At 57.3% G+C, this 23,576-nt stretch carries 13 protein-coding genes and 4 pseudogenes; 10 read left to right on the forward strand and 7 right to left on the reverse strand.

Annotation, left to right across the window (positions count from 1 at the left end; translation table 11 throughout):
• Nucleotides 1–66: 66 nt before the first annotated feature.
• The gene (gene mrcA / locus AU509_RS13905; RefSeq protein ID WP_094118626.1) at nucleotides 67–2,625 is read left to right on the forward strand and encodes a peptidoglycan glycosyltransferase/peptidoglycan DD-transpeptidase MrcA; all 2,559 of its coding nucleotides are present in this window, start codon (nucleotides 67–69) and stop codon (nucleotides 2,623–2,625) included.
• Nucleotides 2,626–2,681: 56 nt separating this feature from the next.
• Here mrcA and nudE read toward each other — a convergent pair whose 3' ends face one another.
• Entirely contained in the window at nucleotides 2,682–3,245 is a 564-nt protein-coding gene (gene nudE, locus AU509_RS13910) for an ADP compounds hydrolase NudE (protein ID WP_094118627.1), read from the reverse strand.
• Between the two features lie 388 nt (nucleotides 3,246–3,633).
• On the opposite strand from nudE, the pseudogene AU509_RS13915 reads away from it, so the two are divergent.
• The 5 genes and pseudogenes from AU509_RS13915 (at nucleotide 3,634) to pckA (ending at nucleotide 9,694) form a co-directional block, all read left to right on the forward strand.
• Nucleotides 3,634–5,777, forward strand: a pseudogene (locus AU509_RS13915) (intracellular growth attenuator family protein).
• A 91-nt stretch (nucleotides 5,778–5,868) separates the two neighbouring features.
• Nucleotides 5,869–6,555 (forward strand): GMP/IMP nucleotidase, encoded by a 687-nt coding sequence (yrfG, locus tag AU509_RS13920; RefSeq protein ID WP_094118628.1) that lies wholly within the window; start codon nucleotides 5,869–5,871, stop codon nucleotides 6,553–6,555.
• A 9-nt stretch (nucleotides 6,556–6,564) separates the two neighbouring features.
• Nucleotides 6,565–6,978 (forward strand): ribosome-associated heat shock protein Hsp15, encoded by a 414-nt coding sequence (hslR, locus tag AU509_RS13925; RefSeq protein WP_085652618.1) that lies wholly within the window; start codon nucleotides 6,565–6,567, stop codon nucleotides 6,976–6,978.
• 25 nt (nucleotides 6,979–7,003) lie between these two features.
• Nucleotides 7,004–7,875, forward strand: a pseudogene (gene hslO, locus AU509_RS13930) (Hsp33 family molecular chaperone HslO).
• 199 nt (nucleotides 7,876–8,074) lie between these two features.
• Nucleotides 8,075–9,694, forward strand: a complete 1,620-nt coding sequence (gene pckA / locus AU509_RS13935) for a phosphoenolpyruvate carboxykinase (ATP) (protein ID WP_094118629.1) — start codon at nucleotides 8,075–8,077, stop codon at nucleotides 9,692–9,694.
• 301 nt (nucleotides 9,695–9,995) lie between these two features.
• On the opposite strand, the gene envZ is transcribed toward pckA, so the two are convergent.
• Complete coding sequence (gene envZ / locus AU509_RS13940; RefSeq protein ID WP_085653846.1) at nucleotides 9,996–11,366, reverse strand: two-component system sensor histidine kinase EnvZ; 1,371 nt, start codon at nucleotides 11,364–11,366, stop codon at nucleotides 9,996–9,998.
• Entirely contained in the window at nucleotides 11,363–12,082 is a 720-nt protein-coding gene (gene ompR / locus AU509_RS13945; RefSeq protein ID WP_026744242.1) for an osmolarity response regulator transcription factor OmpR, read from the reverse strand. The genes envZ and ompR overlap by 4 nt, the downstream gene beginning before the upstream one ends.
• Before the next feature lie 248 nt (nucleotides 12,083–12,330).
• On the opposite strand from ompR, the gene greB reads away from it, so the two are divergent.
• The 3 genes from greB to poxB all read left to right on the forward strand — a co-directional run bounded on the left by greB (nucleotide 12,331) and on the right by poxB (nucleotide 16,866).
• Nucleotides 12,331–12,813, forward strand: coding sequence for a transcription elongation factor GreB (gene greB, locus AU509_RS13950; protein WP_085652863.1), 483 nt, complete (start codon nucleotides 12,331–12,333; stop codon nucleotides 12,811–12,813).
• Between the two features lie 357 nt (nucleotides 12,814–13,170).
• On the forward strand, nucleotides 13,171–14,913 hold the full coding sequence (locus AU509_RS13955) for a lysophospholipid acyltransferase family protein (RefSeq protein ID WP_085652862.1): 1,743 nt from the start codon (nucleotides 13,171–13,173) through the stop codon (nucleotides 14,911–14,913).
• A 231-nt stretch (nucleotides 14,914–15,144) separates the two neighbouring features.
• Complete coding sequence (poxB, locus tag AU509_RS13960) at nucleotides 15,145–16,866, forward strand: ubiquinone-dependent pyruvate dehydrogenase (RefSeq protein ID WP_085652861.1); 1,722 nt, start codon at nucleotides 15,145–15,147, stop codon at nucleotides 16,864–16,866.
• A gap of 21 nt (nucleotides 16,867–16,887) precedes the next feature.
• Here the strand turns inward: poxB and AU509_RS13965 are convergent.
• Nucleotides 16,888–18,169, reverse strand: a pseudogene (locus AU509_RS13965) (citrate synthase).
• Between the two features lie 268 nt (nucleotides 18,170–18,437).
• Between AU509_RS13965 and AU509_RS13970 the strand changes: the two are divergent.
• A pseudogene (locus tag AU509_RS13970) lies at nucleotides 18,438–20,755 on the forward strand (Tex family protein).
• A gap of 427 nt (nucleotides 20,756–21,182) precedes the next feature.
• On the opposite strand, the gene AU509_RS13975 reads toward AU509_RS13970, so the two are convergent.
• Genes AU509_RS13975 through AU509_RS13985 form a run of 3 tightly spaced genes read right to left on the reverse strand, consistent with a single transcriptional unit; the run spans nucleotide 21,183 to nucleotide 23,575 of the window.
• The gene (locus tag AU509_RS13975; RefSeq protein WP_094118630.1) at nucleotides 21,183–22,415 is read right to left on the reverse strand and encodes an ABC transporter permease; all 1,233 of its coding nucleotides are present in this window, start codon (nucleotides 22,413–22,415) and stop codon (nucleotides 21,183–21,185) included.
• Nucleotides 22,412–23,098: an ABC transporter ATP-binding protein gene (locus AU509_RS13980; protein WP_254901588.1), complete on the reverse strand. Its 687-nt coding sequence runs from the start codon at nucleotides 23,096–23,098 to the stop codon at nucleotides 22,412–22,414. The genes AU509_RS13975 and AU509_RS13980 overlap by 4 nt, the downstream gene beginning before the upstream one ends.
• Before the next feature lie 12 nt (nucleotides 23,099–23,110).
• Nucleotides 23,111–23,575: a hypothetical protein gene (locus AU509_RS13985; RefSeq protein WP_085652856.1), complete on the reverse strand. Its 465-nt coding sequence runs from the start codon at nucleotides 23,573–23,575 to the stop codon at nucleotides 23,111–23,113.
• Between the last annotated feature and the right edge of the window lies 1 nt (nucleotide 23,576).

Genomic DNA, 23,576 nt, shown 5'->3' on the forward strand with positions numbered 1-23,576 from the left:
TTACCTTTATACTTAGCGCCCGATTGCTTATAAACTATTCAACCGCTACTGAATGGAAAATCTCAGGTGAAGCTCGTAAAGTATTTATTCATCCTTGCAGTAACTTGCATTCTGCTGGGAGCCGCCTCGCTCTATGGCCTTTATCGCTATATTGAGCCCCAGTTACCCGATGTCGCGACGCTTAAAGACGTCCGTCTGCAAACCCCGATGCAAGTCTACAGCGCCGACGGCGAGCTCATCGCTCAGTTCGGCGAAAAACGCCGTATTCCGTTGCAACTGTCCCAGATCCCGCCCGAGCTGGTACATGCTTTTATCGCTACGGAAGACAGCCGCTTCTACGAACATCACGGTATCGATCCCCAAGGCATCCTGCGTGCGGCGTCGATTGCGATGATGTCAGGCCATGCGTCTCAGGGCGCGAGCACCATCACTCAGCAGCTGGCGCGTAACTTCTTCTTGAGCCCGGAGCGCACCCTGCTGCGTAAGGTGAAAGAGGTCTTTCTCGCCATCCGCATTGAGCAGATGATGACGAAGGATGAAATCCTCGAGCTGTATCTCAATAAGATCTATTTGGGGTATCGCGCGTACGGCGTCGGCTCGGCGGCGCAGGTTTACTTTGGCCGTACGGTGGATCAGCTTACGCTGGGTGAAATGGCGATGATCGCCGGTCTGCCCAAAGCGCCATCGACCTTCAACCCGCTCTACTCATATGACCGCGCGCTTGCCCGCCGCAACGTGGTGTTGTCGCGTATGCTGGATGAAAACTACATCACGCAAGCCCAATACGATCAGGCGCGAAGCGAGAAATTGGAGGCCGACTACCATGCGCCTGAAATCGCTTTCTCCGCGCCATATATGGCGGAAATGGTGCGACAGGAAATGGTGAAACGTTATGGCGACGGCGCCTATAACGACGGCTACAAGGTTTACACCACCATCACCCGGAAACTCCAGCAGGCTGCGGATGATGCCGTACGCAACAATGTGATCGACTACGATATGCGCCACGGTTACCGCGGCGCGGACCAGGAGCTGTGGAAAGTCGGTATACCGGCCTGGCCCGAAAAGAAAATCATTGAAACGCTGAAGAAACTGCCGGTCTACGGGCCACTGCAGCCAGCGGTGGTCACGGCCTCTGCCGCCGATCAGGCCACCGCAATGCTCTCCTCTGGCGAAAAAGTCGTTCTGCCGCTGGAAAGCGTACGCTGGGCGCGCCCATTCAAAACTGACTATCTGCAAGGCGCCATACCGCGACGCGTGACCGATGTGCTGCAGGCGGGCCAGCAGATCTGGGTGCGTAAAGTCGACAACGTCTGGTGGCTGGCTCAGGTGCCTGACGTCAATTCCGCGATGGTGTCTTTAGACCCAAATAACGGCGCGGTCCTGGCGTTGGTGGGGGGCTTCGACTTCAACCAGAGCAAGTTCAACCGCGCCACTCAGGCTTTGCGCCAGATCGGGTCGAACATTAAACCGTTCCTCTACACGGCGGCGATGGATAAAGGGCTGACGCTCGCCACCCTGCTGAACGACGCCCCGATTACCCGCTGGGATCCGGGTGCCGGTTCCGACTGGAGTCCGAAAAACTCCCCGCCGCAGTATGATGGCCCTATCCGACTTCGTCAGGGGCTGGGACAGTCCAAAAACGTTGTGATGGTACGCGCGATGCGCGCGATGGGCGTGGACTATGCGGCCGACTATCTGGAACGCTTCGGTTTCCCGCAGCAGAACATCGTGCATACCGAGTCGCTGGCGCTGGGTGCGGCTGCGTTTACGCCGTTGCAGATGGTTCGCGGTTATTCGGTGATGACGAACGGCGGCTATTTGGTCGACCCGTATTTCATCAGCAAGATCGTTGATGATTTTGGTAATACGCTGTTTGCCGCCGCACCGAAAATCGTCTGCGATAGCTGCAATTTGCCGGTCATTTACGGTGAAACCCAACGGTCGGTCCAGCTCTCTCCAGACTCAATGGAAAATGTCGCCACGTCTCAGGAGCAACCGCAGCCGAACGCCGCGCCGCAGCCCGATCCAATTACGCCGCCGGAAGCAGCGCGACAGGCGAATCAGCCGTATGCGCCGCACGTCATCAGCACGCCGCTGGCTTTCCTAATCAAGGACGCCATGAACAGTAATGTCTTCGGCGAACCGGGCTGGATGGGCACCGGATGGCGCGCAGGAAAAGTGCTGCAACGCCATGACATCGGCGGAAAAACGGGGACAACCAACAATTCCAAGGATGCCTGGTTCTCCGGCTATGGACCGAATATTGTGACGTCCATCTGGATTGGCTTCGACGATCATCGTCGCGATCTGGGGCGCTCAACCCTTTCGGGTGCTATCCGCGATCAAGTTTCCGGTTACGAAGGGGGCGCCAAGAGCGCGCAACCGGCTTGGGATAGCTTCATGAAAGTCGCACTGAGCGGCGTACCGGAGCAAAAAATCTCCCCGCCGCCGGGCATTACCACTGTGACGATCGATCGCAGCACGGGCATGCTGTCCGACGGGGGCGGCAACAGCCGTCAGGAATACTTTATCGACGGGACGCAGCCGACAGAGCACGCGACCCATGATTCCGGTACGACGTTGTACGACGCCGGTAGCGGTCAATCCGAGGAATTATTCTAACTACGTAGCAGGCAGGTGCGCTGAACCCAGCGCGCCTGCTGCCTATCGAAAGGGGGCTATTTCTGAGAGGACGGCGAGAAAAGGTGAGCGTGCGCCAGGAACAGCGCGCTGACATTACGAGCCTCGCGGAAATCTGGCTCCTGCAATAGCGACATCATCTGCGCCTGCGGCCAACGTACGGGGATCAACGGTTCCGGCTCATCGCCCTGTAAGCGCTGAGGATAGAGCCCACGGGCAATGACGATGTGCATTTGGCTGGAAAAATAGGACGGGGCCAGCGTCAACGTCGCCAGCCGTTCGAAGTGCTCCGCACCAAACCCGACTTCTTCCTTCAATTCACGGTCAGCCGCTTCAAATACCGTCTCTCCCGCATCGATCAGCCCTTTGGGAAAGCCCAGTTCATACTGTTCAATCCCCACCGCATATTCGCGGATCAGCAGCAAATCATCGCCAATCATCGGCACAATCATTACCGCTTCCCGGCCAGAAGGACGCATCCGCTCATACACGCGGCGCTCGCCATTACTGAACTCCAGATCCACCGATTCAACATTAAACAGACGTGAGCGGGCTACGGTTTCAACCCCGAGAATTTTGGGTTTTTGCAGGTTATTATCCATAGAAGCCCCGGTTACAGAGGAAATTAGCTGTCGCTGACCGCACAGTAGGGAAAATACTGGTACGCTTCACAGCATGTTCGGAACGGGCATTTTGCGGCAATAGCGTTGTTGCCTGCAACTTTACCATACCAAAGAAACAACATTGCAACACCTTGAACACATAAGCTTTACTCATGTAAACCAGAGAGGCGCCTGGATGAAAAAAAAATAGGATTATCCTCATTTTTGTTCATGTCTGGCCTTGTTAGCATCCAAGGATAAAGACAAGAATGTATAAATTCAGTTAGCAAAGGCAGCCAGCAAAGCTAGATGGGATAACATAGCCTATATATCTTTGCTAGTATCCGAAAAAAACAGAGGAAACCTGACGCTGTTGGATGGTAATGATATGAGTACAATACTCATCATATTGTCTGTATTGTTAACCTGTCTGATTGCGGTAGGGGGTTTCATTGGCTATCGCATGTATCGTCGTTTTCTTTTTGCCAAACGCCTGCCCGTCGTCTCTGGACATCGCCAGCTGACCTCAACGGAACGCAAGGCTGTAGAACATTATTTGGTGTCGAAAGATGCTGACAATACGCTGCCGCTTACCGCGTCGGCGTCTTCCCCGCGTCTGACGCGTTCTCTGCTCAGCAACCGCGTTTACCCCATCACGCACAGCATTACCCGCTATGGGCTCAGCACTGACGCGCCAAATAAATGGCGATACTTCATTGATACGCAAGAAGTTCACCTTCCTCCCAGTTGGGAACAGTACATCACGCAAAATAACGAGATCGAGCTGATCACCACCCGTTCTATGCCGCTGGTGATTTCTCTCAACGGACACTCGATCACGGAATACATCAACAACCACGATTCCTCGAACAACCGCGAACTACCGATTGGCAACGCGTCGATCCTCCCGGAAGAAAACGAACATACCGAGCTACTTTCCGTGCGGAAAGAAACGCGGGAAGAGTACGCCACGCACCGTTCTCGCGGCCTGAAAGACGCCGCCGTGCTGTGTTGCGCCTTCTTACTGTTGGTCTTCAGCCTCAATAGCCCGCTGGCGGTACTGCCGTGGCTGGCGGGCACCGCCTGTCTGTTGGCCGCATGGGGCTGCTGGCAGCTATTTCGTTCACCCCGAGAAAAAGAGCTACAGGACGTCCACTGTCTGAACGGTACGCCGCAGTGTCTGGGGCTTTTTGGCGAATCGAACCAGAGCCGTCTGGGCAATATCTCCCTCGGCAATATCGATCTGATTTACCCCCCGCACTGGCAACCCTATATCGGCCACGATTTGGGGAAAAAGACCGATGTGGATATCTATCAAAACCGGCAGGTCGTGCGGCAGGGAAAATATCTGTCGCTGCACAATGAAGTAAAAAACTTTCCCTTGCAGAAACGCGGCAAGAATCTGGTGCTGGCCTGCGGCGCGCTGTGCAGCGTGCTGCTGCTGTTGAGTTACGTGCCGCTCGATCTCCCGCTCAAGCTCAGCCTTGCCTGGATTAAAGGCGCGAACAACATCAAGGTCACACAGGTCGATGAACTGGAACGCATGCCGCTCCATGTCGGCGATACATTGCAGGTGCACGGCACCGGCATGTGTTACGTCCCCCCCGTGATCATGGTCCCAATCCTCCCAGCACGTCGGCTTTCCAGCCCTTCGATTGCTCTGCCATCTACTGGAATAAAGCCGACCCGCTGCCGCTGCCTGAATCCGACATCATCGAAAAAACTATCGCCTTGCGCGCCACGGTTAACGACCAGCTGCATCCTTCAACGAATGGCGACGGGGCCAGCTCACCATTAGCCAGCGCGATCCAGAAGTCCGGCATGATTCTGCTGAACGACTTTTCCGACATCGTACTGAAAACCGAAGACTTGTGCGCAAAGGAAGAGGATTGTACGCGTCTTAAAAACGCGCTGATTAACCTCGGCAACGTGAAAAGCTGGAATGTGCTGGTCAGGCGCGCCAGCTCCGGCGCGCTGAAAGGCACTAGCGTCATCCTGCGCCCCGTGAGTGCCGAAACATTGGATACGCTGGTCAACAACGCCACGGACTATTTTTATTTGCAGGAGCTTCGCAACGCCACCAATACGTTGAATAGCCCACCGCCAGCGGGTTTCCTTATCCGCAGCGATGAAGGCAACCAGTTCGTCACGCATCCAGAACCCATGACGTCGTTGCCGGAGTATCGACCGGCGGAACAGTGGCAGGAACTGCAACGTCTGTCCGCGATGTTGCTGCACACATCATTCGAAGCCAGCGGCGTCATCACCGCCATTTCTTTGGATGCCAACGGCACTCGCCATATTTCGCTTCATAGCGAACCCGATGCGGTCACGCTGTGGCGTTACCTCGGCAGTTGCGTACTGCTTCTGCTGTTTACGAGCGTGTTCATCATTAACGTCGCACAACTGGTCATGAAGCATCGTCGCAGCAAACAGCGCATCGCCGATATCCAACAGTACTACGCCAAATATCTCGCGCCAGAAACCTCAGCGACGCCTGCATTACACGGCAGCGTTTCCCGTCCGTCATGAAATCCTTCGCCTTAAACCGGTATACTGACGGACAAATTCCCTCAGCCTGATGACCGCCTCCGGCGGCAATGGCCTCTTTGCCGGAGTGATAATGATTTCCGAACTTGATTGGAATGAGATAGATACCGTGCTGTTGGACATGGACGGCACTTTGCTTGACCTCGCTTTCGACAGCTATTTCTGGCTGCAACTGGTGCCGCAAGCACTCAGCGAAAGGCGCAGCATCTCGCTGGAAGAAGCAAAATCGCAGATGGCGCACGAATACCAGTCCGTTCAGCATACGCTCAACTGGTACTGCTTCGACTACTGGAGCCAACAGCTGGATCTGGATATACGTCAGATGACGCGGGACATCGCTTCACGCGCCCGGCTTCGGGACGATACCGCGCCTTTTCTCCGCGCATTGAGAGACAGTGGTCGCCATACGGTTTTGCTGACGAACGCCCATCCGCACAGCCTGTCGGTTAAAATTGAACGTACCGGGCTCGATCAGCACCTTGATTTATTGCTTTCCACCCATACTTATGGCTTTCCGAAAGAAGATCAGCGTTTATGGCAGGCGGTACAAGCTCAAATCGGATTCGACCCCGCGCGAACCTTGTTTGTGGATGACAGCGAACCCATTTTGGACGCGGCTAAGACATTCGGGATCGGCTACTGTCTGGGCGTCAGCAACCCGGACTCCAGTCTGTCCGAGGAAAAAACGTTCCATCGTCATCCGGCGATCAACGATTACCGGACGCTGATCCCCGCCTTCACAGGCGCCACCGGTTTTTGAGGAGCATATATGAGCAAAGCCAGCCAGCATGAAGACACCAGCGCTGTCCGGCTGGACAAGTGGCTGTGGGCGGCACGGATTTACAAAACCCGCGCCGTCGCCCGCGATATGGTCGAAGGCGGCAAAGTTCACTATAACGGTCAGCGCAGCAAGCCCAGCAAACTGGTCGAGCTGAATGCAGAACTCAAACTACGTCAGGGCAACGACGAACGCACCATCGTGATTCTGGAGATCTGCGCACAGCGCCGGTCCGCACCTCAGGCGCAGGCGATGTATCAGGAAACCGAGGTCAGTATCGAAAAACGGGAAAACATGGCGCAGGCAAGAAAAATGAACGCGCTGTCCATGCCCCACCCCGACCGTCGCCCAGATAAAAAAGAGCGCCGGGATTTGATTAAATTTAAATACAGCGATGCGGAATAATCCGCCGTCGCCGCGAGAAAATATTATGTCCACACACGATCAATTACACCGTTACCTGTTCGAAAGCCACGCTGTCCGTGGTGAACTGGTTACGGTCAGCGACACGCTCCAGCAGGTCCTGGAGAACCACGACTACCCGGCTCCCGTGCAAACGCTGCTCGGCGAACTACTGGTCGCCACCAGCCTGCTGACCGCGACGCTGAAATTCAACGGCGACATCACGGTTCAGCTACAGGGCGATGGTCCGCTGAAGCTGGCCGTCATCAATGGCAACAACGCTCAACAGATGCGCGGAGTGGCTCGCCTGCAGGGAGATATCGCGCCTGAAAGTTCGCTGCACGATATGATCGGCAACGGCTATCTGGTGATCACCATCACCCCGACCGAAGGCGAGCGCTATCAGGCGTTGTCGGGCTTGAAGGCGATACGCTGGCAGCCTGCCTGGAAAACTACTTCCTGCAGTCAGAACAGCTGCCGACGCGCCTGTTTATCCGCACTGGCGAGCACGACGGTAAACCGTGCGCCGCCGGTATGCTGCTACAGGTGCTGCCGGCTCAGGAAGGCAGCCGCGACGACTTCGACCATCTATCTCAGTTGACGACGACGGTAAAAGGCGAAGAGCTGTTCTCTCTGCCCGCGAATGAGGTGCTGTACCGCCTGTATCATCAGGAAGAGGTGACGGTATACGAGCCGCAGCCGGTCAGCTTCCATTGCCACTGCTCACGCGAGCGCTGTGAGAATGCTTTGCTGACGCTGTCGGAAAGCGAAGTCGACGATATTCTGGCGCAGGACGGCAACATCGACATGCATTGCGATTACTGCGGAAGCCATTACCTCTTCAACGCGGCCGACATCGACGAGATTCGCCAGTCTGCCTCGCGCACTAACCTGCACTAATCCCACCGTTTCAAAGGGCGCCTGACGCGCCCTTTCTTTTCAATCTGTGCTCAGTATCACATTTTCATTACTTTTGCGTCACAGGAATAAGCAAAGTTATTAAAGAATTTATTTAATTTTATGATAGTTCTCGTAGTTAAAATAAGCTCTGGCCCTACACTATTAGGCAGTAGGACAATACCCATTGAGGAGTAGCCACATGGAGATTAACGGCCAGATGTCACAAGCGCTTTCCGCTTACGGCATTCACGATATCCGCGAACACGTCTATAACCCGAGCTACGATTTACTGTTTGAAGAAGAAACATCCCCTACATTAGAAGGTTATGAACGCGGCATCGAAACTGAGCTAGGTGCGGTCGCCGTCAACACCGGTATTTTCACCGGTCGTTCTCCGAAAGATAAATATATCGTCCGTGATGACATGACCCGCGATACCGTCTGGTGGGCCGATCAAGGCACCGGCAAGAATGACAACCATCCGCTCAGTCAGGACGTCTGGCTGCAGTTGAAACAACTGGTCGGCGAACAACTCTCCGGGAAACGCCTTTTTGTCGTCGATGCCTACTGCGGCGCTAACCCCGACAGCCGACTGAAGGTCCGTTTCATTACCGAAGTCGCCTGGCAGGCGCACTTCGTGAAAAACATGTTTATCCGTCCCAGCGAAGAAGAGCTGCGCGACTTCGTCCCCGATTTCACCGTGCTGAACGGCGCCAAGTGCACCAATCCGCACTGGCAGGAACAAGGGCTGAACTCGGAGAACTTCGTCGCCTTTAACCTCACCGAAGGCATCCAGCTGATCGGCGGAACATGGTACGGCGGCGAAATGAAGAAGGGGCTGTTCGCTATCATGAACTACCTGCTGCCGCTGAAAGGCATCGCCTCCATGCACTGCTCCGCCAACGTCGGCGAAGCGGGCGACGTGGCGGTCTTTTTCGGCCTCTCCGGTACGGGTAAAACCACGCTATCCACCGATCCAAACCGCCAGCTGATCGGCGATGACGAACACGGCTGGGACGACGACGGCGTCTTCAACTTCGAAGGCGGCTGCTACGCCAAAACCATCAGGCTCTCGCAGGAAGCCGAACCGGATATCTACGGCGCGATTAAACGCGACGCGCTGCTGGAAAACGTGACCGTGCGCGCAGACGGCAGCATCGACTTCGATGATGGGTCGAAAACCGAAAACACCCGGGTGTCCTACCCGATCGATCACATTGTGAATATCGTTAAACCGGTTTCCAAAGCGGGTCATGCCACCAAGGTGATTTTCCTGACGGCTGACGCGTTCGGCGTGCTGCCGCCGGTGTCTCGCCTGACGTCCGATCAGACGCAATACCACTTCCTGTCCGGCTTCACCGCCAAACTGGCTGGAACAGAGCGCGGCATTACAGAGCCGACGCCGACATTCTCCGCCTGCTTCGGCGCCGCCTTCCTCACGCTGCATCCCACGCAGTATGCCGAAGTGCTGGTGAAACGGATGCAGGCCTCCGGCGCACAGGCTTATCTGGTGAATACCGGTTGGAACGGCACGGGCAAACGCATTTCCATCAAGGATACGCGGGGTATCATCGCCGCCATTCTGAATGGCAGTATCGAAGAGGCGGAAACGAAAACGTTGCCTATCTTCAACCTGTCTATCCCAACCGCGCTCGCCGGTGTGGACCCGTCGATTCTGGATCCGCGCGACACCTATGACAGCGCCACTCAGTGGGAAGCGAATGCCCAGGATCTGGCCCAACGCTTTATCGCCAACTTCGACAAATACACCGATACCCCGGCGGGTGCCGCGTTGGTCGCCGCCGGTCCGAAGATCTGATACGTCATAAGCTAAACCATCACAAATGCCTGCAACCGCAGGCATTTTTTTTACCCAACAGACGGCGGCGGAACGTCGAGTATCCCCCGTACCCGACGTAGGCCAGCTACGCGATGGTGTGGCATCTCCGGAAGGGGGTTTGCAAAAGAAAAGCAGATGCAAGGAGATAACGCCGTTCCCAAGCTCAAGAACGCCCTAACGATAATGAAAGGATAAGCCGGGAAACGAGCCTAACGAAGCGAAATACGCTTGAGGTATCGCCGGTCGGGAAACCGGCGATACAGGGGGAAAAACCTGCACTTTACGCGCTGGGGAGATTATCCGCGGCGGTGGGTTCAAGCGCCGTTCTGGCGTAGGTCAGCGGCAGGTAGACTCTGACCAGCAGTCCTCCCCGTTCGCTACTGCCCACTTCCAGCGAACCATGATGCGCATCGATGATACGCTGCACGATAGCCAGCCCCAGGCCGGTGCCGCTGGTGCTGCGCGCGCTGTCGCCGCGGACAAACGGCTGAAACAGATGTTTGAGATCTTCGGGGGCGATGCCTTCGCCGTCATCCTCCACCTGGAACCAGGCACGTTGAAGTTCGCTGCCGCTGCTGACACGAATCCAGCCATTACCGTAGCGCGTCGCGTTGACCACCAGATTTAGCGCCGCGCGCTTGATAGACAGAGGACTGGCGTTGACCATCAGTTCGCCGTCCCAAAACTCGCTGTCGATCTCACGTTCGTAACCGCTTTCCGAAGCGACCACCTCACCCAGAATAGTGTTGAGGTCGGCGATCTCCATCTGCATTTCCTGACCGGTACGCAGATAGTCGATGAACTGTTCGATGATGGCGTTGCACTCTTCGATATCCTTATTGATCGACTCCGCCAGATACTCATCCTCTTTGTCCATCATCTCCGTCGCCAGACGAATACGGGTGAGCGGCGTTCGCAAATCGTGGCTGACGCCCGCCATCAGTAAGGTGCGGTCGTCCGCAAGAAGCTTGACGCCTGCCGCCATCTGGTTGAACGCACGGGTCACCGATCGCACTTCGGACGCGCCATACTCCCGCAGAGGCGGCGGAATTATGCCTTTCCCGACTTGAAGCGCGGCGTGTTCCAATTCCACCAACGGTCGGTTCTGCACCCGGATAAACAGCCAGGCACCGCCGATCACCAACAGCATAATCGCCAGGGTATACCGGAAGAGCGGCGAGAAATCGCCCTGATGAATTTCGGTCAGCGGCACGCGCACCCAGATGTCGGGAGACAGCCAGGTTTTCAGCCACACGACCGGTGTATTTTTGCTGACTTCGACCCGCACTTCCGTCGGGCCGCCCAGCTGCTGCGCCATCTGCTGGCTCAGAAACTGATAGTGCTGCGCCCAGCGCAACCCACTCTCTTCCGCGGCGGCATTGGTGTACAGCGAAATGCCCAGCTCCCGGTAGATCTCACGCCGAAAGGCAGGTGGCACTTCCAGCGTAGAACCGTCTTCCAGCTGCAACTTGTCGGTCATCAACATCCTGACCTCATAGGCCAGCACCTTGTTGAACTGCTGCAAACTCGGCAGGATCGCGAAGTTCAGCACGACAAGATAGGTGGTCACCAGACTGACGAACAGCAGGGTGACAATCAGCAACAGCGTACGGGCGAAGGAGCTACGCGGAGAGAAGCGCCAGCGTCTCATGCCTTACTGCCGTCCGGGACGAAGACGTAGCCCAGACCCCAAACGGTCTGAATATAACGCGGGTGCGCCGGATCTTCCTCGACCATGCGGCGCAGGCGGGAAATCTGGACGTCAATGGAGCGCTCCATCGCGCTGTATTCGCGACCACGGGCCAGATTCATCAGCTTATCGCGAGACAAAGGCTCACGCGGATGGCTGACCAGCGCTTTCAATACGGCAAACTCGCCGCTGGTCAGCGGCATCGGCTCGTCGTCGCGGAACATTTCCCGCGTCCCCAGGTTCAGCTTGAATTTGCCGAAAGCGACAATCGCTTCTTCCTGAGACGGCGCGCCCGGCAGTTCGTTAGCCTGACGGCGCAGCACCGCACGGATACGGGCCAGCAGTTCACGCGGGTTGAACGGCTTCGGAATATAGTCGTCCGCGCCGATTTCCAGCCCAACGATACGATCCACCTCTTCCCCTTTCGCGGTCACCATGATGATCGGCATCGGGTTGCTTTGGCTACGCAAGCGGCGGCAAATAGACAGGCCGTCTTCGCCCGGCAGCATCAGGTCCAGCACCATCAGGTGGAATGACTCACGCGTTAGCAGACGATCCATCTGTTCCGCGTTGGCGACGCTGCGTACCTGAAACCCTTGTTCAGTCAGATAACGTTCTAATAACGCACGCAGACGCATATCGTCATCAACGACCAGAATTTTGTAATTCTCTTGCATTTTATTCTCCAAAGACGGGATGAACGCCTATGTTGATATTGTTCAAAACTTGTTAAACACTGGACAATCTTTTCTGGTATATATTCTAATCATAATTGTTACAAACCATATAAAAATACGTTGTAATCAAACATTTCCTTTGTCCATATTCGAAGATAATGACATATAGACAATATTAATTCCGTTATCGTTGATAGACGATTCGTCGTAACACCAGATTTAATAACATAGATTTTTAACCGAGACGTATGAAAACCGATCTTATTACCCGAGAAGGATATGAGTCCCTGCATCAGGAGCTCAATTACCTGTGGAAAGAGCGCCGACCGGAAATCACAGAAAAAGTCGCCTGGGCCGCCAGTCTGGGCGACCGTAGCGAAAACGCCGACTACCAGTACAACAAACGTCTACTGCGTGAGATCGACCGACGCGTCCGCTACCTGCGCAAGCGTCTGCAGGTAGTGCGCGTGGTGGATTACTCGCCGCAGCAGGACGGCAAGGTCTTTTTCGGCGCGTGGGTCGAGGTAGAAAACGAAGACGGCGACGTAAAGCTGTTCCGCATCGTCGGTCCGGATGAAATCTACGGCCGCAAGGACTACATCTCCATCGATGCGCCGATGGCGCGGGCGCTGCTGAAAAAAAGCGTCGACGAAGAGGCGGAGGTCCCGACGCCGACCGGGAGAAAAACTTGGTACATCAATAAAATCGCCTATGGTACGACAACCCCGTAGCGCCATTAACACGCATCCGCTTTCCACATATTCTCGCCGGGCGGATGCGTGAAAAGACATCGCTACCGCCAACGATAAAGTACCTGAGCGATGAATTCCCCGACGCCCGTTTCACGTTAGAAAATAATCCTCTCTCCGCGGAAAAACGTTTTTTTCAACGTCGCCGACACCTGTTATTTACGCTGACAGCGAAATAAAACGCGCAATATTGCGCCGCTGAATCACGTTATTTTTTCGGCAATAAAAGAACGCCCAGCACGCCGCAGAAAAAGCAAAATTACCGGTTTAATCTAGTCTGAAATATATGTGTCATTTTTATCACTTACCGTGACGCTTGTTGATCATGGAGATCCGAATATGTTCAGCTTAGACACCTTATTGCAGGATCTGGCTCCGCATAGACACACGCCGACCTGGCAACGCACGGTATTACGAACGCTGTTATTTGAGCAGGAAATGCAGCAGTTCGCCCAACGCAATCCCCACCTACGGGGGCTCGATCTGGTAGAAGAGATACTGGACTATTTCGACCTCAACTGTGAAATGGTCGAAGGCGATTTGGAAAACATCCCCAGCCACGGTCCGGTGGTTCTGGTGGCGAATCATCCCATCGGCTCGCTGGACGGACTCGCCCTGCTGCGCCATGTCGCCAGCGTGAGGCCGGATGTCCGTATCGTCGCCAGCCAGCTGCTTTCCTACGTAGAACCGCTGAAATCGCTGTTCTTCTCCGTCGACAACTTCAGTAACCGCACCAACCGTCAGCAAATCGCCAATATTCAAAATCATCTCAATCAGGATGGCGCCGTCATTCTGTTTCCGGCCGGAGAAGTATCGCGCATCAGTTTGCATGGCATTCGCGACGGCCACTGGCACAGCGGATTTATCCGGATGGCGGCCAAAGCGCGCGCGCCGATTGTTCCGATTCACATCAAGGGCCGCAACAGCGGACTGTTTTACCTTTCCTCCCTGATTTATCGCCCGTTATCCACGCTGCTACTGGTGAGAGAGATGTTTCATCAGCGCGGCAATAAATTAAGCCTGCGCATCGGCCCGCAAATCCCCTACTCGACCTGGAGTCAGGGTGAATGGCAGGCCAACGATATGGCGGCTCGTTTCCGTCGCCATGTCTACCGTTTAGGTCAGGGCAAGCCGGGCTGCTTCGCCGGAGAGAAGCCAATCGCGCTGCCGGAAGATCGGTCGCGGCTGAAACAGGCGCTGACCGAATGCGACGTGCTGGGCACCACCCCGGACGGTAAAACGATTTATCTCTATCAGCGCAAAGACGAAGACTATTCGCCGATCCTGCGCGAACTGGGCCGACTGCGTGAAATCGCCTTCCGCGCCGTCGGCGAAGGCTGTGGGCTGAGACGCGATCTGGACCATTTCGACGACCACTATCTCCATTTGGTGCTTTGGGATGAAGAGAAGCTGGATATCGTGGGGGCCTACCGTTTCACCACCACCGCCCACCGGGATCCGCATCAGCTGTACAGCCATAATCTGTTTCAGTACGGCAGCGAGATGGAGACGATACTGGCCAACGGCATTGAGCTGGGACGCAGCTTCATTCAGCCCAAGTATTGGGGCAAGCGCGGACTGGAATATCTGTGGCTGGGTATCGGCGCTTATGTGGCGCGCTATCCGCAGTACCGTTATCTGTTCGGCCCGGTGTCACTCTCCGGCACGCTGCCCATTGCCGCCCGGGATCTGCTGGTGGCGTTCTATCGGCTGTATTTCCCACCGCGTCAGCCGCTGGCTCGCTCGCGACGCCCTTACCCGGCATCGTTGCCGGATGTGCTGAAGCAGTTCGAGGGGAACGACTACCCGCAAGACCTCACGCGCCTCAAGAGTATGCTCAACAACCTCGGCTGCGCGATCCCCACGCTTTACAAGCAGTATTCCGAGCTCAGTGAAACCGGCGGCGTACAATTCATCGATTTCGGTATCGACCCGGACTTCAACAACTGCATCGACGGACTGGTGCTGGTGGACCTACAGCAGCTTAAGCCCTCTCGTTACCAACGTTATATTGCGCCGTTCGCTGTGGAACCCGTGATCCACGACGCGCCAGCAAGCGACAAAACCGACGCGCTGGGCTAACCGAGACACAAAGCAGGTACAGGGACTCGGTTACCTGCCCAGGCCCGGTGCTTTTCCTTTTTGCTCAGACATATACCGCTCAGACACCTGACGCCAGGCTGACAATCACAACATCAGTTCACAATTTTGACCATCCCAGCGCGCCCGTGCGGCGCGTTATTCATCTACGCTTTTTTGTACAGATACTGCCCATCGAAGAGATGCCCACGTTGTCATAAGGAGCGAAAGCCTATGAAGCAAACCGTTGCCGATTTCGTAGCAAAAACGCTGGAAAGCGCCGGAGTCAAACGTATTTGGGGAGTCACCGGAGATTCACTGAACGGACTCAGCGACAGCCTGAACCGCATGGGCACCCTCGAATGGATGCCCACCCGTCACGAAGAGGTCGCCGCTTTCGCCGCTGGCGCCGAAGCGCAATTGACCGGAGAACTGGCCGTTTGCGCAGGCTCTTGTGGCCCAGGTAACCTTCATCTGATTAACGGACTGTTCGACTGCCACCGAAACCACGTCCCGGTGCTCGCCATCGCCGCGCACATCCCTTCCAGTGAGATCGGCAGCAACTATTTTCAGGAAACTCACCCGCAGGAGCTGTTCCGTGAATGCAGCCACTATTGCGAACTGATTTCCAATCCTGAACAGCTTCCGCAAGTGCTGGCTATCGCCCTCCGCAAAGCGATCCTCAATCGTGGGGTGTCGGTGATTGTGCTGCCCGGCGACGTCGCGCTGAAACCTGCGCCCGAAGGCGCATCGACGGATTGGTATCCTATTCCGGCGCCGCGCGTGCTGCCGGAGGACAGCGAGCTGCACAAGCTGGCCGAACTGTTGAACGAATCCAAAAATATCACTCTGATGTGCGGCAACGGCTGCGCGGATGCGCACGATGACGTCGTACAGTTGGCCGCCACGCTACAAGCGCCGGTCGTCCACGCGCTGCGGGGCAAAGAGTACATCGAATACGACAATCCCTACAGCGTTGGCATGACCGGGCTCATCGGCTTTTCATCCGGCTACCACGCAATGATGAACGCCGACACGGTGTTGCTGCTGGGAACCCAATTCCCCTACCGCGCGTTCTATCCGACGGATGCCAAAATTATCCAGATCGACATCAATCCCGGCAGCATCGGCTCCCACTGCCGCGTCGATATGGCGCTGCTGGGCGACATCAAATCGACCCTGACGGCGCTGCTGCCGCTGCTGGATCAGAAGGACGACCGCCACTTCCTTGATAAAGCGCTGAAACACTATGTCGAGGCGCGTAAAGGACTGGACGATCTGGCGACGCCGAACGACAAACAGGAGATCCACCCTCAATATCTCGCCCAGCAAATCAGCCACTATGCCAGCGAAGACGCCATCTTCACCTGCGACGTGGGCACACCCACCGTTTGGGCCGCGCGTTACCTGAAAATGAACGGCAAACGCCGCCTGATCGGTTCCTTCAGCCACGGTTCGATGGCTAACGCGATGCCTCAGGCGCTGGGCGCACAGTCGGTCGATCCTAACCGACAGGTGGTGTCATTCAGCGGCGACGGCGGCTTTACCATGCTGATGGGCGATTTCCTGTCCGTCGCGCAGCTCAAACTGCCGGTGAAAATCGTGGTGTTTAATAACAGCGTACTGGGATTCGTCGCGATGGAGATGAAGGCGGGCGGCTATCTGACGGATGGCACCGAACTGCACAATCCCAACTTCGCGGACATCGCCAACGCCTGCGGCATCAAGGGCATCCGTGTGGAGAAAGCGTCCGAGCTGAACGCCGCGCTGGAAGAGACTTTCGCCCACGACGGCCCGGTGCTGCTGGATGTCGTGACCGCCACGGACGAACTGGTGATGCCGCCGGAAATCAAGCTGGAACAGGCCAAGGGCTTTAGCCTGTACATGCTGCGCGCCATCATCAACGGGCGCGGCGACGAGGTGATCGATCTGGCGAAAACCAACTGGCTGCGCTAGCGGGCCGCTAGCGCAAGACGGTCAGTCGTTTAAGGCGGAACGGAAGTCCCGCAGCGGCTGGCCGTTATACACCTGCCGGGGGCGATAGAGGGTCAGCCCCTGCTCATGCATCTCCTTCCAATGGGCGATCCAACCGCTAGTGCGCCCTACGGCGGCAATGACCGGGAACATCGCTGGCGGAAGCTTCATCGCCTTGAGGATCACCGCTGTATAGAAATCGGCGCTGGGTAGAGTCGATGCTCAAGGAAATAGGCATCGGTCAATGCCACATGCTCCAGTTCCATCGCCACCTGCAGCAAGTCGTCGGCCATCCCCAGTTCATTCAGCACTTCATAGCAGGTTTTACGCAGGATCGCCGCGCGGGGATCAAAATGGTGATACACGGAGTTGCCGAATCCCATCAGTTGCATCGCGCTACCGCCCTCCTTCGCCCGACGCACAAATTCAGGAACGCGATCCACCGTTTTAATCTCGCCCAGCATTCGCATACAGCTTCGTTCGCGCCGCCGTGTCGCGGCCCCCACATGGACGCCAGCCCTGCCGCGATACAGGCGAACGGGTTGGCGCCGGACGACCCGGACGCCCGGACCGCCATCGTCGACGGACACTGCCCGTGGTCGGCATGCAGGATCAGAATACGGTTCATCGCCCGTTCGAGGACGGGGTTCACCTCATAGGTTTCCGCCTGAATGGAGAACAGCATGTGCATGAAATTCGCGGTATAAGAGAGCGAATTCCGTGGATAAACCGCAGGCTGCTCAATGGAATATTTGTAGCTCATGGCGGCCAATGTCGGCATCTTCGAGAGCAGCCGCACGGCCGCCAGTTCCCGGTGTTCGGGTTCTTCCACGTTCAGCACATCGTGATAGAACGCCGCCAGCGCCCCGACGACGGCGCACATCAGCGCCATCGGATGAGAGTCCCGGCGGAAGCCGCTGCACATTCGGCTAATCTGCTCGTGGATCAGCGTGTGACGGGTGATCGTCTCCGAAAAGGCATCGTACTCCTTCCGTGAAGGCGCTTCGCCGTGCAGCAGGATAAAGCAGACCTCAAGGAAATCGCACTGTTCCGCCAGCTGTTCGACGGGGAATCCACGATGCAGCAGCACGCTGTCGACAGGATCGATATAGGTGATCGCGGACTCGCAGCCTGCCGTGTTGGCGAAGCCGGGATCGAAGCTGCATAGATCTTTATCGCCCAACGGGCGGACATCCACCGCCTCTCTTCCCATCACGCCGCGGCGAATCTCCAGCGTGATCTCCTCCTGCCCGCTCATCGTCAGCGTGGATGTTTTTACTGTCATGCCTCAATCTCCCGACCGAATGAACGCACTTACCCCGTCATACTGGCGTAGGCGGTCTAAAATCATTATGGCATCGCTGCCCCTTGTTCAATTAATACGCTAATTCAGCGTTAAGTCACAACAATCTGGCGGAATTTTGATGCAGGTAAACGTTCGCCGCAGCCCGCTGGCGCGCCGCGTCTGCGTCGGCTGGCATTTTTCGCCGTCAATCCGTATAACTATCGCAAGCTTTTACACCCCTTAATTGAAGACGAGTGATATCAACCTCATGAATGCCTCATTAAGCCATATCATCGCCCAGGAGCTGAGCGCCCGCACCGAGCAGGTCAGCGCTGCGGTTCAACTGTTGGACGAGGGAAATACCGTCCCTTTCATCGCCCGTTATCGTAAAGAAGTGACCGGCGGACTGGATGATACGCAGCTGCGTCAGCTGGAAGCCCGGCTGGGTTATCTGCGCGAGTTGGAAGATCGTCGCCAGACTATTCTGAAATCCATCGACGATCAGGGAAAACTCACCGACGATTTGGCGCAGTCCATTCGCACCACGCTCAGCAAAACCGAGCTGGAAGATCTCTACCTGCCGTATAAACCCAAGCGCCGCACGCGCGGTCAGATTGCTATCGAGGCGGGCCTTGAGCCGCTGGCGGACAGCCTATGGAACGACCCGTCCCAGACGCCGGAAAACGCCGCTGAAGCCTATATTGACGCCGACAAAGGCGTGGCCGACGTCAAAGCCGCGCTGGACGGCGCGCGCTACATCCTGATGGAGCGTTTCTCCGAAGACGCCGCCCTGCTGGCGAAGGTACGTGACTACCTGTGGAAAAACGCGCATCTGGTCTCCCGGATGGCGGAAGGCAAAGAGGAAGAAGGCGCGAAGTTCCGCGACTATTTCGACCATCACGAGCCTATCGCGCAGGTGCCGTCCCACCGCGCGCTGGCGATGTTTCGCGGTCGCAACGAAGGCATTCTGCAACTGGCGCTCAACGCCGATCCACAGTTCGATGAACCGCCGCGCGAAAGCTACTGCGAGCAGATCATCATCGACCATCTGGGCCTGCGGCTGAACAACGCCCCTGCCGACGGCTGGCGTCGCGCGGTCGTCAACTGGACCTGGCGTATCAAGGTGTTGATGCATCTGGAAACCGAGCTGATGAGCAGCGTGCGCGAAAAAGCCGAAGACGAAGCCATCAACGTGTTTGCCCGCAACCTGAACGATCTATTGATGGCCGCGCCTGCCGGAATGCGCGCCACGATGGGGCTGGACCCCGGCCTGCGCACCGGCGTTAAAGTCGCGGTCGTGGACGCCACCGGCAAACTGGTCGCGACCGACACCATCTATCCGCATACCGGTCAGGCCGCGAAGGCCGCCGCCAGCGTCGCTGCGCTTTGCATAAAGCATCAGGTGGAGTTGGTCGCCATCGGTAACGGCACCGCCTCACGCGAAACCGAGCGTTTCTTCCTCGATACCCAGAAACAGTTCCCGGCCATCAACGCTCAGAAGGTGATCGTCAGCGAAGCGGGCGCTTCGGTGTACTCCGCCTCCGAGCTGGCCGCGCTGGAATTCCCGAATCTCGATGTCTCGCTGCGCGGAGCGGTTTCCATTGCCCGCCGACTGCAAGACCCGCTGTCCGAGCTGGTGAAGATTGAACCGAAATCCATCGGCGTCGGCCAATACCAGCACGATGTCAGCCAGACGCTGCTGGCTAAAAAGCTGGATGCCGTGGTGGAAGACTGCGTGAACGCCGTCGGGGTGGATCTGAATACCGCCTCCGTGCCGCTGTTGACCCGCGTCGCGGGCCTGACCCGCATGATGGCGCAGAACATCGTCAACTGGCGCGACGAGAACGGCCGCTTCCTTAACCGTGCGCAACTGTTGAAAGTCAGCCGTCTCGGCCCTAAAGCTTTTGAACAATGCGCCGGATTCCTGCGCATCAACCACGGCGACAATCCGCTGGATGCCTCCACGGTTCACCCGGAAGCTATCCGGTGGTGGAACGCATTCTGGCCGCCACCGAGCAGAAACTGCAGGAGCTGATGGGCGACTCCACGGCGCTGCGCTCGCTAAAAGCCAGCGAATTCACCGACGAACGCTTTGGTATTCCTACTGTGACCGACATCATCAAAGAGCTGGAAAAACCGGGGCGCGACCCGCGTCCTGAGTTCAAAACCGCCAGCTTCGCCGAAGGCGTAGAGACGATGAACGATCTGCTGCCGGGCATGATCTTGGAAGGCGCCGTCACCAACGTCACCAACTTCGGCGCCTTCGTGGATATCGGCGTTCATCAGGATGGGCTGGTGCATATCTCCTCGCTGGCGAACCGCTATGTGGAAGATCCGCATACGGTGGTCAAAGCTGGCGATATCGTCAAGGTGAAGGTGTTGGAAGTGGATTTGCAGCGTAAACGCATTGCGCTGACGATGCGTCTGGATGAGCAGCCGGGAGAAACCGGCGCGCGTCGCGGCGGTCAAGACTCAGCGCAGCCGCGCAAACCGTCCGCCAACAAACCGCGTCCGCGTGCGGCCAGCACATCGGCTGGCAACAGTGCGATGAGCGACGCGCTGGCGGCGGCGTTCAAAAAACGCTAACGCGACTAAGAGGGAGCACGCGACAGGCGTTCTCCCTCTGCGTTCAGGGTCGTCAATAATCCCCTATAATCTCCTAGTCCCATCACGCAAGGCAGCTTCAGCTTGCCGGCGACAATGCCAAACGCCCCGTCGTGGCTCATATCCAAACCCGCACAGTAGCAACACGCTGCATCGGTTCATTGCCGCTCGCACCACACTGCTCGTCAGGCCGCCTTTCAAAGACTTGATGATCGTGCCGTTGTCGAAAATGATATCCCGGAGATGGCGGCGAGTACGTCAGCATGTGAAGGTTTTCCTGAACGTGCTCGTTGAACGAATCGGTTTCGGTGAGGGAGAGGAGAACGTCAGATGAGAAAATATCGCCCGGCGAGCGCTCGCATCCTCCTGAAAACCGATGCGGCCCACACGGGCGATCGTGAAAGACGAATTACGCTTCCCGCAGCGCCTGCGCCGGAGAGTGTCGCCAGGACAGCATCGCAGGAACGGTCAATACCACCGCCGCGATGACCAGCAGTAGCAGCGCGAACTGAATGTCCTCCTCGCCGAGCGTGACCGGCAGCACAAAGCCGCTTTTCTCACTCATCACGACGGCGATCGCTTTCGCCGCCAGATAGCCCAGCCCGACGCCCGCTAGAATGCCTGCGCCGACCAGCAGCATCAGTCCGGACCAGACCAGTAAAAAGATTCCGGAACGCGGTGCGCCAAAGGCGCGCAGCGCGCCAATCTGTCTGCGGCGCTGATGCAGATGCAACACGGCGACCATCGCGACGGCAATGCCCACCAGCCCCTGGGTGCCCATCGCCACGTAATCCAGCAGCAGACGGATATCCCCCAGAATGCCGTAGAGTTTCACCAAAACCTCGCCGGGAAAGACCGCCAGCGTGCTGTCCGTACGGAACTGGGCGCGCAGTTGATAAGCCCCGGCAATGCTTTTCGGTTTAACCACGATGGCGGGTACGCCCGCGGGCATCCCGGCGTGATGCTCCTCCGCTTCGTCGCCATCGTGATGATGTTCGCCCTCTTCGTCGTGTTCATGTCCCGGCACGGCGATGCCATGCACCCGCCAGACCGCCGTGACCGGCACCAGTATGGCGCGATCCCAGGCGCTGCCGTCTTCCGGCAGCACGCCAACAACGGTGTAATGGACATGCTCGTGCGCGTGCGCGCCGCTTTCACCGACGCGGCCGTGGATCGGGCTAAAGGTATCGCCGGGTTTCAAGCCTGTATGCGCACCGACAACGGCGTCGAAATCCTGTTCAAACACCCGCCCGCTCTGGAGCGCTCGCTTGCCGTTATCGGTAACCAGCGGGGCCGTCGTTCCCACAACCGGCATCCCCTGATAGAAATCGCCGAACGCCACCGGCGCAGCCCACTCGACCAGCGGATGATGCTCCAGCGTGTCCAGCACCGCCGCCGGGATCAGCGTCAACGCCGACGGCTGGAGAAACACCGACGACAGCACCAGCTGCGTTTCGCTGCCCGGCGCGCCGATCACCAGATCGAAACGATCCGCCGCACGCGCGCTCCCTTGCTGTAACGCTCGCTCCTGCAGGTTTACCGCAATGCTCAGCGCCGTCGCCAGCGCGATCAGCAGCATGACGACCAACATACCGGGCCACAGCCTGCGCATATCAGCGCCTAATAACGTCCAGGGGATCATGCCGTTTGCTCCTTCTTTTTCTCATCCGACACGATGCGCCCCTGTTCCAGCCGGATGCAGCGCGCCATCCCCTCGGAGAGCTGACGATCGTGCGTGACCGTGATCAGCGTCGTGTGAGTGTCCCGCGCCAGCGCGATCAACAGCTCGGCGATCTGTTGGCCGTTATGACGATCCAGACTGGCGGTCGGCTCATCGGCGACGATCATGTCCGGCTCGCCCAGCAGCGCTCGCGCCACCGCGACCCGCTGTTTTTCACCGCGAGACAGTCGTTCCACCACCCGCTTTCCGGTATCCAGTCCCACGCGGTCCAGCAGCTCCGCCGCCCGCATTTTCAGCGCGTGGGGAATCCGCCAATGGTGAAAGCGCGCAGGCAGTAAGACGTTTTCCAGCGCCGACAGACCGGGAAATAAATGAAAGTCCTGCATGACCAAACCGATATGGCGGGCGCGCCAGCGGTCGCGGCCCGCTTCGCTCAGGGTTAGCAACTCCTGTTGGTCCCACCGCACCGATCCGCTGGCCCGTCCGTCCAGCCCCGTCATGACGTTGATCAGGGTCGTTTTGCCCGATCCCGACGGCCCAACGATAGCGACCCGCTCGCCTTCCGCAATATGAAGATGCGGAATGTCCAGGACCGGCTCCGGCAGATCGGGGAACCTCACCTGCAATTGCGTCATCTGTATCATCGCCATCGGCTCCTAAGGCGTTTTGAAGTGCGCATCGCGCAGACGTAACAAGCTGACGAACCCGCTGTCCGGATCGGTCCACGACCCATATTCCAGTACGCCGTCCACCTCGATAATGGTGTTGTTCTGCACGAAGGTCTGCCGCTTGCCGAGATAAACCACCACGATGTCTTCCGGCCAGTCGGCATCCGACGAACAAAACGGACACAGCGCCATCGGCATTTTGGTCAGGACGAAAAACTGCGCTTCTGCCTTTAACGGCGGCGCCATGAATCCCCGCATTTTCACCCGTTGGCCCGCCAGCGTTTTCACATCGTTGGAAAACTCGGCCCCCAGCACGCCGAACGACGCATACAGTTTGTCGAACGAGAGTTCAGGCACCGAAGCCGCCCGCACAGGCTGCATCACGCTTAGGGAAAAAATAAGCAGGAACAGCGGGGCCATCAGCCCCGCCGCAAAACGTGTTAACCGTGACATA

This window comes from Lonsdalea britannica (genome assembly GCF_002111595.1).
Classification (GTDB): Bacteria; Pseudomonadota; Gammaproteobacteria; order Enterobacterales; family Enterobacteriaceae; genus Lonsdalea; species Lonsdalea britannica.